16 protein-coding genes are annotated in these 16,235 nt (G+C 62.7%); 14 read left to right on the top strand and 2 right to left on the bottom strand.

All coding sequences use genetic code 11. The annotated features are described in order from the left end of the window. Positions 1-8 precede the first annotated feature (8 nt). From ABIC09_RS13570 to ABIC09_RS13525, 10 genes are all read left to right on the top strand, one after another. Positions 9-1,169: a transporter substrate-binding domain-containing protein gene (locus ABIC09_RS13570; RefSeq protein WP_354109677.1), complete on the top strand. Its 1,161-nt coding sequence runs from the start codon at positions 9-11 to the stop codon at positions 1,167-1,169. After that, a complete protein-coding gene (locus ABIC09_RS13565; protein ID WP_148749112.1) occupies positions 1,166-1,831 on the top strand; it encodes an ANTAR domain-containing response regulator in 666 nt (221 codons plus the stop codon). Before ABIC09_RS13570 ends, ABIC09_RS13565 begins: the two co-directional genes overlap by 4 nt. A gap of 10 nt (positions 1,832-1,841) precedes the next feature. After that, entirely contained in the window at positions 1,842-3,083 is a 1,242-nt protein-coding gene (locus tag ABIC09_RS13560) for an urea ABC transporter substrate-binding protein (RefSeq protein ID WP_354109563.1), read from the top strand. A gap of 114 nt (positions 3,084-3,197) precedes the next feature. Continuing rightward, positions 3,198-4,070 carry an ABC transporter permease subunit gene (locus tag ABIC09_RS13555; RefSeq protein ID WP_354032155.1) on the top strand — a complete coding sequence of 291 codons (873 nt, stop codon included), beginning with the start codon at positions 3,198-3,200 and terminating at the stop codon, positions 4,068-4,070. A 15-nt stretch (positions 4,071-4,085) separates the two neighbouring features. After that, the gene (locus tag ABIC09_RS13550) at positions 4,086-5,150 is read left to right on the top strand and encodes a branched-chain amino acid ABC transporter permease (protein ID WP_354109562.1); all 1,065 of its coding nucleotides are present in this window, start codon (positions 4,086-4,088) and stop codon (positions 5,148-5,150) included. Beyond that, positions 5,150-5,866, top strand: coding sequence for an ABC transporter ATP-binding protein (locus ABIC09_RS13545; protein WP_354109561.1), 717 nt, complete (start codon positions 5,150-5,152; stop codon positions 5,864-5,866). The genes ABIC09_RS13550 and ABIC09_RS13545 overlap by 1 nt, the downstream gene beginning before the upstream one ends. Beyond that, positions 5,859-6,587, top strand: coding sequence for an ABC transporter ATP-binding protein (locus tag ABIC09_RS13540; protein ID WP_354109560.1), 729 nt, complete (start codon positions 5,859-5,861; stop codon positions 6,585-6,587). The genes ABIC09_RS13545 and ABIC09_RS13540 overlap by 8 nt, the downstream gene beginning before the upstream one ends. Before the next feature lie 30 nt (positions 6,588-6,617). Beyond that, on the top strand, positions 6,618-7,607 hold the full coding sequence (locus ABIC09_RS13535) for an acetamidase/formamidase family protein (protein ID WP_148749107.1): 990 nt from the start codon (positions 6,618-6,620) through the stop codon (positions 7,605-7,607). Between the two features lie 13 nt (positions 7,608-7,620). After that, positions 7,621-9,360, top strand: coding sequence for a nitrilase-related carbon-nitrogen hydrolase (locus tag ABIC09_RS13530; protein ID WP_354109559.1), 1,740 nt, complete (start codon positions 7,621-7,623; stop codon positions 9,358-9,360). 21 nt (positions 9,361-9,381) lie between these two features. Beyond that, entirely contained in the window at positions 9,382-10,143 is a 762-nt protein-coding gene (locus ABIC09_RS13525; RefSeq protein WP_354109558.1) for an SDR family NAD(P)-dependent oxidoreductase, read from the top strand. Between the two features lie 113 nt (positions 10,144-10,256). Here ABIC09_RS13525 and ABIC09_RS13520 read toward each other — a convergent pair whose 3' ends face one another. Together ABIC09_RS13520 and ABIC09_RS13515 are read right to left on the bottom strand one after the other, a co-directional pair. Further along, entirely contained in the window at positions 10,257-10,529 is a 273-nt protein-coding gene (locus ABIC09_RS13520; RefSeq protein WP_354109557.1) for a hypothetical protein, read from the bottom strand. 275 nt (positions 10,530-10,804) lie between these two features. After that, positions 10,805-11,869 (bottom strand): LacI family DNA-binding transcriptional regulator, encoded by a 1,065-nt coding sequence (locus ABIC09_RS13515; RefSeq protein WP_354109556.1) that lies wholly within the window; start codon positions 11,867-11,869, stop codon positions 10,805-10,807. A gap of 181 nt (positions 11,870-12,050) precedes the next feature. Between ABIC09_RS13515 and ABIC09_RS13510 the strand changes: the two genes are divergently transcribed. From ABIC09_RS13510 to ABIC09_RS13495, 4 genes are all read left to right on the top strand, one after another. Then, positions 12,051-13,292, top strand: coding sequence for an ABC transporter substrate-binding protein (locus tag ABIC09_RS13510; protein WP_354109555.1), 1,242 nt, complete (start codon positions 12,051-12,053; stop codon positions 13,290-13,292). 77 nt (positions 13,293-13,369) lie between these two features. Further along, positions 13,370-14,248, top strand: coding sequence for a carbohydrate ABC transporter permease (locus ABIC09_RS13505; RefSeq protein WP_148749102.1), 879 nt, complete (start codon positions 13,370-13,372; stop codon positions 14,246-14,248). Positions 14,249-14,253: 5 nt separating this feature from the next. After that, positions 14,254-15,138 carry a carbohydrate ABC transporter permease gene (locus ABIC09_RS13500; protein WP_210250852.1) on the top strand — a complete coding sequence of 295 codons (885 nt, stop codon included), beginning with the start codon at positions 14,254-14,256 and terminating at the stop codon, positions 15,136-15,138. A gap of 6 nt (positions 15,139-15,144) precedes the next feature. Next, positions 15,145-16,230, top strand: coding sequence for an ABC transporter ATP-binding protein (locus ABIC09_RS13495; protein WP_354109554.1), 1,086 nt, complete (start codon positions 15,145-15,147; stop codon positions 16,228-16,230). Positions 16,231-16,235: the final 5 nt, after the last annotated feature.

The raw sequence follows: 16,235 nt of genomic DNA, 5'->3' as shown, positions 1-16,235 counted from the left end.
ATCGAGTGATGGCGCAGAAGCGGTATCGAATTGGCGTGATGTTCTCGACGACGGGCTCCTACAGCGTCGTCGCGCGCTCGATTCTCAATGGCGCATTGCTGGCCTTCCAGGAGGTCAATGCGAGCGGTGGCGACATGGTGTTGGAGCCGGTCGTGGTCAATCCCTCCGGCGACCTCGCTCGTTATCGTTCACTCAGTCTCGAACTCCTGGGGGCCGGCATTCGCCAGGTGGTGGGCTGCTACACCTCGTCGAGCCGCAAGGAGGTGATCCCGTGCTTCGAGAAGTTCGATGGCCTGTTGTGGTATCCGTCTCACTACGAGGGCTTTGAGAGTTCCGATAACGTCATTTATACCGGCGCTGCACCGAACCAGCACGTACTGCCGTTGGTCGATTACCTGGCGTCCCGGGTCGGCTCTCGCGCCTTCTGTGTGGGCTCCAACTACATCTGGGCCTGGGAGAACAACCGCATCTTTCGCGAGGCGCTCATAGCGCGCGGCGGCGCCGTGCTCGCCGAGCGCTATCTTTCGGTCGGCGATACCGAGGTCGACCAGGTGATCGCGGCCATCATCGATCAGCGACCCGATTTCGTCTTCAACAATCTGATCGGCACGAGTGCCTATGCCTTCTTCCGCGCGTTCCGTGCCGCCTGCCGCGCCCGCGGCATCGACCAGGCCGCCGAAATTCCGGTCGCGAGCTGCACGCTGTCGGAACCGGAATTGCCGGAAATCGGCCCGGACGCGGTCGATGGGCACCTGTCCTCGAGTGTCTATTTCTCCTCGCTGAATTCTCCCGAGAATGCCGCCTTCATTCGCGCCTACACGGCGTCTTTTCCGGATGGACCGGTGTCGTCGGCAGATGCTGAATCCTCCTACATCGCCGTCAAGCTGCTCGCAGCGGCATTGGCGCAGGCCGGGACTGACGACGCCCGCACGGTGCGCGCCGCCGTGGCCGATCAACGACTGCGCGCCCCGCAAGGGGAAGTCCGCATCGACCGGCAGACCTTTCACGCTTGGCTCACGCCACGGATCGGTCGCTCGGCCGCCAACGGGCAGTTCGAGGTGCTGCTGGAATCCCGCGAGCCGATCGCGCCAGATCCGTATCTTGTTCAGTCGTCGCCGCGCTTTGCCAGCGCGATGCGCTCTCCGCTGTTGAAGGTGGTGCAATCATGAGCTCCCGACTGCTACAGAACTTCAAGGGCGGCCGCGCCATCGTCGTCACCCGGCGAGGCGGATGGGAAAGCACGCTCGAAACAACGCTCGCCAAGCTCGGGGTCTCCACTGAATATCCGGAGATCATCGATAGCCACGCGCAGATCGACGTTGCGAGCCTTCAGGCCGACCGGGACATCCTGTTCGTCGACGGCGACCTCGAAGGCGCGGTTGCGATCGAGGTCAACCCGGCCTCGCGGCTGCCGCCGGTGCCGGTGATCGGGCTCGTCGGCGTCGAGGCGCCAAGCCGGCTCAAGGCGCTGGTAAATCTTGGCGCCACCTCATTCCTGCGCAAGCCGGTGCATGGTGGCGCGGTCTATACGTCGCTTTTCATGGGCATCAACCAGTTCCTGCTGCGCGCTGAAATGTTTGAGCGTCTGCAGGACCTCGAGGAGCGCCGTCGCGGTCGGCGTGCGGTGATCCGGGCCGTCATCCTGCTGATGCAGCAGGACGGCTTTGACGAGGAGGGTGCCTATTCCCGGCTCCGTCGCGAAAGCATGCGCGCGCGGCAGAACATGGAACTCTATTGCGAGGAGTTTCTGAACAAACGGGCGAAGCCGCCCGATATGACGGGCCGCACGACCGGCATCATGCTGCAAGGCGGCGACAAGCAAGCCATCTAGGAGAAGCAAAATGAGCAAGTCTGTATTGCGGGGGCTGCGTGCCGCAGCCCTCACGGGGACGCTTGTCCTCGGATCCACCCTGGCACCAGCGGCCGAGAACCCGATCAAGCTCGGCGTGCTGGAGGATCAGTCCGGCGACTTCGCCGCGGCCACCATCGGCAAGGTCCACGCCATCGAGCTCGCCGCCGAGGAAATCAACAAGGCCGGCGGCATCATGGGCCGGCCGCTTGAGCTCGTTCCTTACGACACCCAATCCGACAACACCCGCTACCAGGAGTTCATGCGGCGCGTGCTCCAGCGCGACAAGGTCGACGTCGTGTTCGCGGGCTTCTCTTCGGCCTCGCGCGAGGCCTACCGCCCGATCGTCGATCAGTTCAACGGCTTCGCCTTCTACAACAATCAGTATGAAGGCGGCGTCTGCGACGGCCACATGATCGTCACCGGCGCGGTGCCCGAGCAGCAGTTCTCCACGCTGATCCCCTACATGATGGAGAAGTACGGCAAGAACGTCTACACGCTGGCGGCCGATTACAATTTCGGCCAGATCTCGGCGGAGTGGGTACGCAAGATCGTCAAGGAGAACGGTGGCAAGATGGCCGGCGAGGAATTCATCCCGCTCGGCGTGTCGCAATTCTCGCAGAGCATCCAGAATATCCAGAAGGCCAAGCCCGACTTCGTGGTCACGCTGCTGGTCGGCACCGCACAGGCCTCCTATTACGAGCAGGCGGCTTCCGCCAACGTCAACCTGCCGATGGCGTCCTCGGTCAATGTCGGCCAGGGCTACGAACACAAGCGCTTCAAGCCGCCGAGCCTGAAGGACATGTACGTCACCACCAACTACATCGAGGAGATCGCCTCGCCCAAGAGCAAGGCGTTCTACGCCAAGTTCAAGGCAAAGTTCCCGAGCGAGCCCTATGTGAACCAGGAGGCGGAAAACTCCTATCTCGCCGTCTATCTCTACAAGCAGATGGTGGAGCGGGCGAAATCGACCAAGCGGGAGGACATCCGAAAGGTGATCGCGATGGGAGATGTCTGCATGGATGCGCCGGAGGGCAAGGTCTGCATCGACCCCAAGAGCCAGCATATGTCGCACACGATCTATCTGGCCAAGGTGGGTGCCGACCATTCGATCTCCTTCCCGAAGACCTGGGAGGACATCAAGCCGTACTGGCTGGGTGACGCCGGCTGCGATCTCACCAAGAAAGATCCGATGGCCCAATACACGCCGTCGAATCCGCCGCCGAAACCCTGACCCGGCGGCTGATCGCTCCGGCCCTCCGGGCACGCCCCGGCGTTGCCGGCGGGCCGGGGCGATCACGGACATCTGCGGCGGTGACGCCGCGTCTTCCTACAAACTGGTTGGTTCATGGACATCGCGACCCACGTCTTTTCGGCGCTCTATCAATTCGGTGACGCCTTCGCGTTCCTGGTGCTGTCGGCCTGCGGGCTCGCGGTGATCTTCGGCATGATGGGCGTGATCAATCTCGCTCATGGCGAGTTCATCATGTGCGGTGCGTATGTGACGGCGGCGACCGTGCATGCGGGCTTGCCGCTGCCGCTGGGCATACTGGCAGGCACGATCATATCCGCGCTCGTCGGCGTCCTGGTCGAGCTGGCGGTCATCCGCCATCTCTACGACCGGCCGCTCGACACCATCGTCGCGACTTGGGGCCTCAGCCTGATCGCAACGCAGGGCACGTTGATCATGGTCGGATCGACCATGGCCGGCGTCGGCACGCCGTTCGGCAGCTTTCAAGTTGGCGACTATTCCTATTCGATCTATCGCATTGTGCTGTTCTGCGCCGCGCTCGGCGTGCTGGCCGGGCTCTACGCGCTGTTCAACTGGACCCGCTTCGGCGTGCTGGCGCGCGCCACCATTCAGGTCCCGCATATGGCCGCCGCGCTCGGGGTCGACACCCGCCTGATCTATAGCCTCACCTTCGCCTGCGGCGCGGGGCTCGCCGGTCTTGCTGGCGGTCTTTATGCGCCGACCATGACGCTGGTGCCCACCATGGGCGCGACCTTCATCATGGAGGCATTCGTCACCGTGGTAATCGGCGGCGCCGACGTGTTCCTCGGCACAGCGCCGGCCGGCGGCCTGCTTGCGATCGTGAAGTCGGGGATGACGTCCTGGCAAGGGCAGTTATTTGGTCAGATCGGTCTTTTGGTCGCTGTCATCATTGTGGTCCGGGTGCTGCCGAAGGGCATCTCCGGTTTCGTGCTGCGCGAACGAACCTGACGGAGTGATGGCGTCGTGAGCGGTTTCGTCTCTTTCTTTCGTCGTCTCGAAGGCCCGCAGACCGTCGGTCGTGGTCCAGCCTTCTGGAGCCTGTTTGCCGTCGTGATGATGATCGCGGTCGCCTATCCACTGTTCAGCGACGGCTACACGGTCGGCAACACCGTCTACTTCTTCGTCTGGGTGTTCATCGCTCTCAGCCTCTGCCTGATCTGGGGCTATGGCGGCTCACTGTCTTTCGGGCAAACCGCGTTCTTCGGCATCGCGGGTTACGGCTACGGCGTGCTGACGCTCAATTTCGGTTCGGCCTATGGGTTCACATTGGTGGCGTTGGTGGCGGCAATCGCGATTGCTGCGCTCTTTGCGGCCTTGCTCGGCTACTTCATGTTCTTCGGCCGCATCGCCGGCGTATTCCTCGGCATCGTCACGCTCGCCGTGACCTTGATGCTGGAGCGCTTCATGGCGCAGACCGCGGGGCCGGAGTGGCATATTGGTAACGCGCGGCTCAACGGCTTCAACGGCATGAGCGCGATGCCGCCTCTGACCATCCCGTGGCCGGGTGAGCCGATCGTGCTATTCGCCGATGTTGGGCTCTACTATTTCGTGCTTGGCCTTTTGGTCTTCGTCTATCTGGCCTTGCGCATCCTGATGAACTCGTCGTTCGGCAACGTGATCGTCGCGATTCGCGAGAACCCGGAACGGGCCGAGATGCTGGGCTACGATGTGCGCAAGTACCAGCTCATCACTTTCGTCATCGGCGCCGTGCTCGCGGGGATATCAGGCGTGCTCTACACGGCGTGGGGACAATATATCACACCGTCGAGCATGGGTATGACGGCAGCGGCGCTGCCGCTGATCTGGGTTGCCGTCGGCGGCCGCAGCGATCTGACCTCGACCGTGGTCGGCACGCTGGTCGTGCTGGCGGCATTCCAGGCGCTTACGATCTACGGAAGCCAGTATGCGCTCGTCTTCATGGGTGTGCTGCTGGTGCTGACCGTCCTCATTGCCCCGAACGGCCTCGTGCTCGGAACGATGAACTGGCTCGGACGGCTCGCCGCGCGTATCACCCAAAGGGCCGGCTGATGGCGTTGCTCGAGCTTCGTAAACTGAACAAGCATTTTGGCGGCCTGCACGTCACCAATGCCGTTGACCTCACGTTGGAGGCGGGTGAGATCCACTGCCTGATTGGCCCGAACGGCGCCGGCAAGAGCACGCTGTTCCGCCTGATCCTCGGTGAGCACCATCCCGGCAGCGGCGATGTCCTCTTCGCGGGAGAGAACATCACGGCGCTGAAGTCGTTTGCGCGGATTCGCCGCGGACTGTCGGTCAAGTTCCAGGTGCCTGGAGTCTTTAAGGGCTTATCCGTCCGGCAGAACGTTGAGATCGCCTTGCAGAGCCGGCATCGCGGTAGGGAGCTCGAAGCGGAGATCGACAGACTGCTCGTCTTCCTCGGACTGGAGAGCGAGCACGCGCAGACCGCCGGCAATCTTAGCCACGGCCAGAAGCAGTGGCTCGAGATCGGCATGGCGATCAGCTTGAAACCGAGTCTTCTGCTCCTGGATGAGCCAACCGCCGGTATGTCTCCGGAGGAAACCCACCTGACGGGTGAGATGGTGCAGCGGCTTAATGCCGACGGCATGACTGTGCTGGCGATCGAGCACGACATGACCTTCGTACGCCAGGTTGCCCAGCGCGTGACCGTGTTGCATTTCGGCCAGGTCTTTGCGCAAGGCTCGATCGACGAGATCGTGGCCGACGAGCGTGTGGCGGCGATCTATCTGGGGCAGGCCCATGCTTGATACGCCGCGTAAGGAAGTGATCCTCTCGACGCTGGCTCTGCGCGCCGGCTATGGTGGCAAGCCCGTTCTGCAAGACCTCGAGATCGAGGTGCGGGAAGGCGAGATCGTCGCTGTCATCGGACGCAATGGTGTCGGCAAGTCCACGCTGATGAAGAGCCTGATCGGGCTGGTGCCAGCAATGAGCGGCTCCATCGTCTATCGCGGCGAGGCGGTGGAATCTCTCCCGGCGCACAAGCGGGCTCGCCTCGGTATGGGTTATGTGCCGCAGGGGCGCGACGTGTTCCCGCGGCTGACTGTTGGCGAGAACGTCGCGGTCGGCGCCGCGATCAAGGGCAGCGGTATCCCCGAGGCGGGTCGGCGCAAGATCGTCGAGGCGTTTCCGATTCTCGCCGAGCGCTGGACCCAGCGTGCCGGCACCATGTCCGGCGGCCAGCAGCAGCAACTCGCGATCGGACGAGTCTTGATTGCTGATCCCAATCTCATCCTGCTCGACGAACCGTCGGAGGGCATCCAGCCCAACATCGTCCAGGACATCGCACGCAATATGGTCGAGCTCAACCGAAGGACCGGTGTGACCATCATCCTGGTTGAGCAGAATCTCGACATGATCCGCGCTATCGCGCAGCGCTGCTACGTCATGGACAAAGGCCGCATCGTCGCAAGCCTCGACCGCTCGGCGCTCGACGATGAGGCGGAGATGCGCCGCCACCTCGCGGTTTGAAAGCGACGCCTATAACCAAGGAGAACAGCAATGGCCTGGCAAAACGACTCGATTATGGCTCGCAAGGGTGTCGCCAAGGGCGAGCGCGGCAGGGAATACACGATCACCGAAACCGAGCAGGGCAAGTACCATTATGTCTACGGCCCCTATGTGAAGCCGGTGCTGACGGTTGATCCGGGCGCCGTCGTCTCCGCCGAGACGCATGACGCGTTCGAAGGCGCAATCAAGCACGAGACCGATAGCCCGTCCAAGATCCTCAACTTCCCGTTCCTCAATCCGCAGAACGGCCCGATCCACGTCAATGGCGCCGAGAAAGGCGACGTGCTGGCCGTTTATATCGAAAGCATCGTGCCACGGGGACCGCAGCCGTGCGGCACCACCGTGGTCATGCCGGACTTCGGAGGGCTGGTCAGCACTGGTCAAACTGCGCTGCTCAATCCCGCGCTCCCCGAGCGAGTTAAAAAGCTCGAGATCGATGCCAAGGCCGGAACGAAGTGGAACGACAAGATCACGCTGCCCTATGAACCCTTCATAGGCACCATCGGCACCTCGCCGGAGATTGAGGCGATCTCGTCGCTGGTTCCGGACTATTACGGTGGCAACATGGACCTTCCTGATGTCGGTGTCGGTGCCGTCATTTACCTGCCGGTCAACACCAAGGGTGCGCTGCTTTATCTTGGCGACTGCCATGCCGCACAAGGCGATGGCGAGCTCTGCGGCGTCGCCATCGAGCATCCGACCGTGACCACGGTTCAGATCGATTTGGTCAAGGGCTGGACCATTGCGTGGCCGCGGCTCGAGACGAAGGAGTTCATCATGACCATTGGCTCGGCGCGGCCGATGGAGGATGCCGCCCGCATTGCCTATCGCGAGCTCTGCCGCTGGATGGCGGCCGACTACGGCTTCGACGAGATCGACGCCTACATGCTGCTAACGCAGGCCGGACGCATGCGTGTCGGCAACATGGTCGATCCCAAATATACGCTAGGCGCCTCCATCAAGAAATCCTATCTCGTCTGAGGGCGGCCGGATCATGTCCACCAAGCACAAGGTCGCCGCCGTCCAGTTCGAGCCGACCATGTTCGAGAAGGAGCGCAACATTACTCGCCTTCTCGATCTCTGCGAGCAGGCGGCGGCTGCCGGCGCAAAGCTGATCGTCACGCCGGAAATGGGAACGACGGGCTATTGCTGGTTCGACCGTGCCGAGGTCGCGCCTTTTGTCGAGACGATCCCGGGGCCAACCACGAACCGTTTCGCGGCGCTGGCGCGCAAGCACGCCTGTTACATCGTTGTCGGCATGCCGGAGGTCGATGAGGACGGCATCTACTTCAACACAGCCGTCCTGATCGGCCCCGACGGCGTTGTCGGTCGCCACCGCAAGACGCATCCCTATATCTCCGAGCCGAAATGGGCGGCGGCGGGCGATCTGCACAACCAGGTGTTCGAGACGCCGATCGGGCGGATCGCACTGCTGATCTGTATGGACATCCATTTCGTGGAAACCGCGCGGCTGATGGCGCTCGGGGGCGCGGACGTCATCTGCCATATCTCCAACTGGCTGGCAGAGCGGACGCCCGCGCCTTACTGGATCAGCCGCGCCTTCGAGAACGGCTGCTACGTCATTGAGAGCAATCGATGGGGGCTTGAACGCTCCGTGCAGTTCAGCGGCGGCAGCTGCGTGATCGCGCCGGACGGGCAAGTGACGGCTGTGCTCGATAAGGGCGATGGTGTCCTGCTGTCCGAGATCAGTCTCGACGCTGCTCGCGCGCGCCGCGTGCTCGGCGAAACCGTGTTCGCGCAGCGGCGGCCTGAGCTCTATCCGGAGTTGCTCACCGATACCTTCAGCTGGAACCCGCGTGACTTCTTCGGCCTCTACGGCTACGAGCCCTGGCCAGCCGGAAAGGCTTCGCAGGTCAGCGTCGCGCAATTTGCCCCTGGCGATGACCTCAGCCAAAATCTCGCGGAGATCGCAGCACTCACGCGCAAGGCCAGCGCCGACGGTGCTGAGCTCGTTGTCTTTCCGGAGCTTGCCCTGACGGGACTTGGCGATCCCGCGACATCGGCGCAACCGTTACCGGGACCGGCGACCGACAGCCTTGCTGAGCTTGCAGTGGAACTCGGGCTGTATCTGGTCTGCGGCCTCGCCGAGCGAGACGGCGATACGCTCTACAACAGCGCCTGCCTGGTCACGCCGGATCGGGATATCTCGGTCTATCGCAAGACGCATCTCACCATCGACGAACGAAGCTGGGCCACGGCCGGTGACGGTTGGACCGTCGTTGACACGCCGATCGGCCGCATTGGGCTGCTGATCGGTCACGACGCATCTTTCCCGGAAGCGGGCCGGGTCTTGGCGCTCCGCGGCTGCGATCTCATCGCATGTCCCGCCGCGATTAGGGGACGCTTCAGTTCTTCGCATGCCGGGACGGAGGTCGAGCAGCCGAAGCCGATTCCGACCGGTCCGGATCCGCATCATTGGCATCATTTCCGCGTTCGCGCCGGCGAAAACAATTTGTTCTTCGCCTTCGCCAATGTCGTCGATCCCGAGCGCGGCTATCCCGGGTTGAGCGGCGTGTTCGGTCCTGACACGTTCGCGTTTCCGCGGCGGGAGGCGATCGTGGCCGACGCCGCGGGCATTGCAACCGCACTGGTCGATACGACCAATCTGGACAGCATCTATCCGACCAATGTCGTGCGTCGAAAGGATCTAGTTTCGATGCGCATGCCGCACAGCTATCGTGGATTGGTCAAGGTGGCTGCGAACAATTACTGAACCACGAAAAGGAATCCGACCATGGATCTGGGACTGAAGGGCGCCAAGGTTCTCGTCACGGGAAGCACCAAGGGAATCGGCCGCGCGATCGCCGAGACATTTGCCGCCGAAGGCGCCAATGTCGGCGTGTGCTCTCGCAATCTGGCCGAGGTTGAGAGCACGACCGCCGCGCTCAAGGCCGTTGGGATCGCGGCCTATGGCGGTGCGGTCGACGTCTCCGATGCGGCAGCACTGAAGGCCTGGGTCGGCGATATGGCGGCCAAGCTCGGTGGCATCGATGTCGTCGTCGCCAATGTCAGCGCGCTTGCCATCGGGCAGGACGACGAAAGCTGGGAGAAGGAGTTTGCGACCGATATGATGGGTACGGTTCGGCTGGTGAACGCGGCCATGCCCTATCTGGAGAAGAGTGCCGCCGGCGCGATTGTCACCATTTCCAGCGTCTCAGGTCGCGAGGTCGATTTCGCCGCGGGTCCCTACGGCACCTTCAAAGCGGCGATCATCCACTACACGCAGGGACTGGCCAATCAGCTCGCAGGGAAGGGTATTCGCGCGAACTCGGTCTCCCCGGGCAATACCTATTTCGATGGCGGGGTCTGGAACATGATCAAGGACAACAACCCCGAGCTCTACAAGACTGCATTAGCCCTCAACCCGACGGGGCGGATGGGAACGCCGCAGGAAATGGCCAACGCGGTCGTGTTTCTCGCCAGCCGCGCGGCCAGCTTCATCACGGGCACAAATCTTGTCGTCGACGGCGCACTCACGCGGGGGGTGCAGTTGTAGGAAAACGTATCGGCGTTTGCCTTGCGTTGGACCTCGATAGCTCAAAATTTGCCCATGATGGATTGGAGCGAAAGTCATCGCTTGCTCGCCGAGAGCTCTGCCGCGCTTGAGGCCTACAGCGCGCTTTGGGGAATAGCCGAAAAGACCGGCTTCACAGCGTAGGAGCAAAACGGCGCATACCTCGCCATCATCTTCGAAAACGAGTGTAGCGAATGCCAGCGAGGACCATAATTGGTGTCGGGATTCGCGACGGCAGTGATGTCGATCGTCTCGACGCTCGCCAATATGTGCGCGCCCAGGAAGACGGCCGCGATGAACGCAGAGATTGCCGATCGGCGGGAGAAGGCGCGGTCCACGATCTTGAGCGCCGCCAGCAGAAACGCCAATTCGTCACATTTGCGGACCGGCCTGCGCAGGGGAGGGTGTTGAGCCGTCTAGCGAACGTCATGGATTCCTGTCGGGCACGGTGCAGGATCGCGTGGTGACCGGCGCTTCCGATCAATTGCTCGTGTGAGTCTTCCGCCAGACGATCGCGTTCGAAGGTGATGATCCGGTCGGCTGTGCAAATGGTGGAAAGGCTGGGGCGCGATGATAAGCACTGTCCGGTCGGTAGTGATCTGCCGCATATCTTGGCTGGGTCCAGGAGTTGCAGCCGTCCTAGCTAGCCGGACCTCGCGATTCGGAATGTACGGCCGGGACCCTTCCGGGGCGGGCGCGTGCTGTCGCGCAGCATCAGCTTGGCGGGAAGCTTGATGTGCTTCCGCAGCCCCGCCTTGCCGGTCGTCATCAGCGTGATCAGTTCGGCTGCGGCGGTGGCCCCGAGGTCGCGGCGGGGCTGGACGATGGTCGTCAAGGTCGGCTCGCAATAGTCAGCGTAGGCAATGCCGTCAAAGCCGACGACGGACAGATCGTCCGGGACGTGCAAGCCGGCCGCGTGCACGGTTTTGATCAGGCCGATCGCCATCTCGTCATTGGCTGCAAACAGCGCGGTCGGACGCGCCGCGGGATCGAGCGTCAGAAGCGTCCGGCCGGCCTCGACGCCGGTGCGGAAGGTGAAATCGCCGGGCAGGATCAGGCTCGCATCGGCTGCAATTCCCGCCTCGCGCAAGGCCTGCCGATAGCCTTGGAGACGCTGCTCCTCCAGGATGTTGGAGTTCGGCCCCGACAAATAGGCGATGCTGGTGTGGCCCAACTCGACCAAGTGTCGCACCGCCTCCCCCGCAGTGCCAACATTGTCGATTGTGACCTGCGGGAAGTTTTCGCAGGGGATGTACTCGCAAGCGGCAACCAACGGCACACGCGCGTCGCGTAGGTCGCGGTCCGGGCTGCGCATCACGTGACCGCACAAGAGCAGCACGCCGTCGGCTTGGCCGGCGCAGATCAAGTCGACGTAGCGCGCCTCCTTCTCCGGCGAGCCGGCCAGATTGGCAATGATAAGTCCGTAGCCGGCGGCCGACAGCGCGTCGTCGATACCCTGTAGAACCTCAGCGAAGAACGGGTTGGCGATATCCGGCACCGCCACCAGCACGACCATGGTCTTTCGGACACGCAGGTTCCTTGCGGAAATGTTGGGCATGTAGCCCGTGTCGCGCACGGCGGCGAGTACGCGTGTGCGGGTCTCCTCAATCACGACCTCGGGGCGCGCCAGCGTCCGGCTGACGGTCGCAACCGAGACTCCTGCCAGTCGCGCGACGTCGGCGATTTTGGCCGCCTTTTGACGTGTCACTCCGGTTCGCTTGGCCATATCGAGGCTCGCCCTCTCGGCGTCATGACGGGACTTGCAAAATCTTGAAGTCCTGCTACGATAAAAATGTAATCGATTACATTCGATACGTAAAGCCACAACGAGCCCATAAGGGCCGCAAGCCGAATACACAGGTCTGCAAAGGCATATCCGGGAGGGAATGATGAAGCGCGCGCTGTTCGCATCGGTGGCGGTTATCGCCACGGCTTGGGTCTCGGTACCGGTCTCCGCAGAAGAGATGAAGGCCGAGGTCATCCACTGGTGGACCTCTGGCGGCGAGGCTGCCGCGGTCAAGGTATTTGCCGATCAGTTCACCAAGGCCGGCGGAACATGGATCGACAGCGCTGTAGCCGGTGCCGCCAATGCGCGAAATGCCGCGATCAGCCGTACAGTCGCCGGCAATCCGCCGACCGCAATGCAACTCAACACCGGCAAGCAATTCGACGAACTGGTGGAGGGTGATCTGCTCGCCGATGTCGATGCGGTCGCCGCCGAGGGCAATTGGAACGGCGTTATGCCTGCAGCGTTCGTTGCGGCTGCAACTCGTAACGGCAAGATGTTCGCGGTGCCGATCAACATCCATGGCCAGAACTGGCTCTGGTACAACAAATCCGTGCTCGTGTCGGTCGGCGCCGCCGAGCCGAAGACTTGGGACGACGCCTTTGCTGTTCTCGACAGGCTGAAAGCCGACGGCAAGGTGATCCCGCTGGCCTTCTCGGGTCAGAAGGTATGGGAGCGCAATCTGTTCAGCGCGGTGCTGATCGGCGTCGGCGGCGGGCCGATGTGGGTTGGGATCATGGGCAAGCGCGACGCGGCGCTGGCGCAAAGTGCCGAGTTCAAGGCGGTCGCGGTCGCCTACAAGAAGCTCAAGGCGTATGTCGATGCCGGCGCTCCCGGGCGTAACTGGAACGATGCGACCAATCTGGTCATCCAGGGCAAAGCTGGGATGCAGATCATGGGCGACTGGGCCAAGGGCGAATTCGTTGCTGCCGGCAAGGTCCCCGAGAAGGATTACGGCTGCACCGTACTGTCCAACCACGGCGGCGGATACATGATGGGCGGGGACGTGTTCGTGTTCCCGAAGACGAAGGACGCTTCGACCACCAAGGCGCAGGTGACGCTCGCAAGGCTGATGCTGAAGCCCGAGACCCAGATTCAGTTCTCGCTGAAGAAGGGGTCGATCCCCGTCCGCAGCGACGTCGATGCCTCTCAGCTCGACGCCTGCGCCCAGAAGGGCATGCAATATGTCTCCAATACCGCGCAGCAATTGCCATCGGCCGACATGCTGGCACCTCCTGCGCTTATTGGTGCGCTGGAAGATGCGATCTCGCAGTACTGGAACACCAATATGGGCGCAGACGAATTCTCCGCCAAGGTCGCCGGCGTGCTGAAGGCGCAGTACTGACGCGCCCGGCCAGGGGCGGCTGACTAGTCGGCCGCCCCAGACCGTCATCGAAATCTACCCTTGCTCGCGCGGGCCCGATGCGTCTTTCGTTGACCTCACGATTCTCCGCGATTTCCGCGCTCTTGCCGGCGCTGCTGGTGATGCTCGTCGTCTATATCGGTGCCACCAGCTGGACCGTCTGGATGTCGCTGACCAACTCGCGCATGCTGCCGAACAACAATTTCGTCGGGCTTCGGCAATACGAGACGTTGCTCGGCAATGACCGCTGGATCACCTCGGTCCACAACATCGTTATCTACGGTGTGCTGTTCGTGTCATTCGCGCTCTTGATCGGCTTCCTGTTGGCGGTTGCGATCGATCAGCGGGTGCGTGCCGAGGACACGATCCGCTCGATCTTTCTCTATCCCTATTCGATGTCCTTCGTCGTCACGGGCCTGGTCTGGCAATGGCTGCTCAACCCGACGCTCGGCATCCAGCACGTGCTGCGCAGCTGGGGCTTCGAGAACGCAACGTTCGACTGGATTGTACGGCCGGAGACCGCAATCTATTGCCTGGTCATCGCGGGCGTCTGGCAGGCTTCGGGGTTGGTGATGGCGATCATGCTCGCCGGGTTGCGCGGCGTCGACGAGGAGATCTGGAAGGCGGCGCGGGTCGACGGCCTGCCGAAATGGCGGGTCTATATGTCGATCATCATTCCGATGATGGGTGCGAGCTTTGCGACCGCCGCGGTGTTGCTCTCGACGGGCGTGGTGCGCCTCTACGACCTCTCGGTATCGATGACCAATGGCGGACCCGGCATCGCCTCGGAGGTGCCCGCCAAATTCGTTATGGATCATCTGTTCGAACGCGCCAATATCGGGCTTGCGACGGCGGCGGCCACCACCATGCTGATCACGGTGATCGCGGTCGTCGCGCCCTATCTCTACTGGCGCGCGCGCAAGGGGGAGATGCGATGACCGCGGTGGCGCAGCCGTTACCCGCAGCACGGCGGCCGAAGCGCATGACCCCGGCCCGCTGGGGCCTCTATGCCTTCATCTTCATTACCGCGCTCTACTTCCTGCTGCCGCTCTATGTAATGGTCGTCACCTCGCTGAAGCCGATGGCAGAGATCCGGCAGGGCAATCTGTTGGCCTTGCCGATAGCTCCCAGCATCGAAGCGTGGGTCAAGGCCTGGACCTCGGCCTGCACCGGTCTGACCTGCCAGGGCATCAAGATCGGTTTTCTAAACTCGCTGCGCATCCTGGTGCCGTCGGTCGCGATCTCCATCCTGGTCGGCTCGCTCACCGGCTATGCGCTGTCGCTATGGCGTGTGCGCGGCGCCAACATCCTGTTCGGCGCGATGATGGTGGTCGCCTTCATTCCCTATCAGCTGTTCATCTATCCGCTGGTTCGGGTGTTCTCCTTCACCGGCCTCGGGCAGTCGCTCCTCACCATCGTGATGATCCACACGATTTTTGGCTTACCCACCATGACGCTGCTGTTCCGCAACTATTTCGCTTCGCTGCCGGTGGAGTTGTTCAAAGCCGCCCGTGTCGACGGCGCCGGCTTCTACCAGATCTATGCGCGGATCATGATGCCGATGGCCACCCCCATGATCGTGGTCGCGGTCATCTTGCAGACGACCGGCATCTGGAACGATTTCATTCTGGGGCTTGTCTTCGCCGGCCGCGACAATCTGCCGATGACGGTGCAGCTCAATAATATCGTCAATTCGACGCAAGGCGAGCGCGCCTACAATGTCGATATGGCGGCGACGCTGCTAACCGCGCTGTTGCCACTCGCCGTCTATTTCGGCTCCGGCCGGTGGTTCGTGCGCGGCATCGCCGCCGGCGCAGTGAAAGGCTGACGCAGCATGCAGAAATCGAACGTCGACATCAGGAGCCTTCAGATCGGCTTTGGCGGCCTGAAGGTGCTGGAGAATCTCAATCTCCACGTCGAGGCGTCCGAGTTCCTCGTACTGCTTGGACCGTCCGGTTGCGGCAAGTCGACATTGCTCAACGCGATCGCAGGGCTGATCGACGTCAAGGGTGGCGAGATCCATATCGGCGGCCGCGATGTCACCTGGGCAGAACCGAAGGATCGCGGCATCGCGATGGTGTTCCAGAGCTACGCGCTCTATCCACGCATGAGCGTGCGCCGGAACATGTCGTTCGGGCTGAAGGTCGCGGGAACGCCGCGGGAGGAGATCGAGCGCCGCGTCGGCGAGGCCGCGCAGATGCTGCGGCTCACCAGTCTCCTCGACCGCCGCCCCAGCGAGTTGTCCGGCGGGCAGCGCCAGCGAGTCGCGATTGGACGGGCGCTGGTACGCCATGCGGGCGTGTATTTGTTCGACGAGCCGCTCTCCAATCTCGATGCCCAGCTGCGCGCCGAACTCAGGGTCGAGATCAAGCGGCTGCATGCACGGCTCAGCGCCACCATGATCTATGTGACGCACGACCAGATCGAGGCGCTGACGCTCGCGGATCGGATCGCAGTGATGCAGGGTGGCGTGATCCAACAGCTCGACACGCCGAAGAAGATCTATCGCGAGCCGGTCAACCGGTTCGTCGCCTCCTTCGTTGGCTCGCCCGCGATGAATTTCATTCCCGGCCGGATCGCGTGTGACGGCGAGACCGGATTCATCGCCGGCGCAAACCGGCTCGGACTGAACGGCTACGCCTTCCGCGGCCTGCCGACCGACGCGCCGGCCGTTCTCGGCATCCGTCCCGAGCATATCGAGCTGACTGCGTCCGACGATCCGTCCGCAGTGTCCGCCCGCGTCGAGATGGTCGAGCCGATGGGGGCCGACACGCTGATCTGGTGCCGCCTCGCCGACGGCACGACCTTCTCCTTCCGCGATGACGCCGACGCGAAAATGCGCGAGGGCGACACGCTCGCGCTGCGGTTTCCCGCCCAGGCGCTGTCGCTGTTCGACGAGACAAGCGGACAACGCCTCTAGATCCT

This window comes from Bradyrhizobium sp. S3.12.5 (genome assembly GCF_040548225.1).
In the GTDB taxonomy this organism is placed as follows: Bacteria; Pseudomonadota; Alphaproteobacteria; order Rhizobiales; family Xanthobacteraceae; genus Bradyrhizobium; species Bradyrhizobium cytisi.
This window is presented reverse-complemented; position numbering and strand designations above follow the sequence as displayed.

What these genes read in the sequence shown, in the direction of transcription:
- ABIC09_RS13570 (WP_354109677.1), top strand. Translation starts at nt 9, where the DNA reads ATGGCGCAGAAGCGGTATCGAATTGGCGTGATGTTCTCGACGACGGGC.
- ABIC09_RS13565 (WP_148749112.1), top strand. Translation starts at nt 1,166, where the DNA reads ATGAGCTCCCGACTGCTACAGAACTTCAAGGGCGGCCGCGCCATCGTC.
- ABIC09_RS13560 (WP_354109563.1), top strand. Translation starts at nt 1,842, where the DNA reads ATGAGCAAGTCTGTATTGCGGGGGCTGCGTGCCGCAGCCCTCACGGGG.
- ABIC09_RS13555 (WP_354032155.1), top strand. Translation starts at nt 3,198, where the DNA reads ATGGACATCGCGACCCACGTCTTTTCGGCGCTCTATCAATTCGGTGAC.
- ABIC09_RS13545 (WP_354109561.1), top strand. Translation starts at nt 5,150, where the DNA reads ATGGCGTTGCTCGAGCTTCGTAAACTGAACAAGCATTTTGGCGGCCTG.
- ABIC09_RS13540 (WP_354109560.1), top strand. Translation starts at nt 5,859, where the DNA reads ATGCTTGATACGCCGCGTAAGGAAGTGATCCTCTCGACGCTGGCTCTG.
- ABIC09_RS13535 (WP_148749107.1), top strand. Translation starts at nt 6,618, where the DNA reads ATGGCCTGGCAAAACGACTCGATTATGGCTCGCAAGGGTGTCGCCAAG.
- ABIC09_RS13530 (WP_354109559.1), top strand. Translation starts at nt 7,621, where the DNA reads ATGTCCACCAAGCACAAGGTCGCCGCCGTCCAGTTCGAGCCGACCATG.
- ABIC09_RS13525 (WP_354109558.1), top strand. Translation starts at nt 9,382, where the DNA reads ATGGATCTGGGACTGAAGGGCGCCAAGGTTCTCGTCACGGGAAGCACC.
- ABIC09_RS13510 (WP_354109555.1), top strand. Translation starts at nt 12,051, where the DNA reads ATGAAGCGCGCGCTGTTCGCATCGGTGGCGGTTATCGCCACGGCTTGG.
- ABIC09_RS13505 (WP_148749102.1), top strand. Translation starts at nt 13,370, where the DNA reads ATGCGTCTTTCGTTGACCTCACGATTCTCCGCGATTTCCGCGCTCTTG.
- ABIC09_RS13495 (WP_354109554.1), top strand. Translation starts at nt 15,145, where the DNA reads ATGCAGAAATCGAACGTCGACATCAGGAGCCTTCAGATCGGCTTTGGC.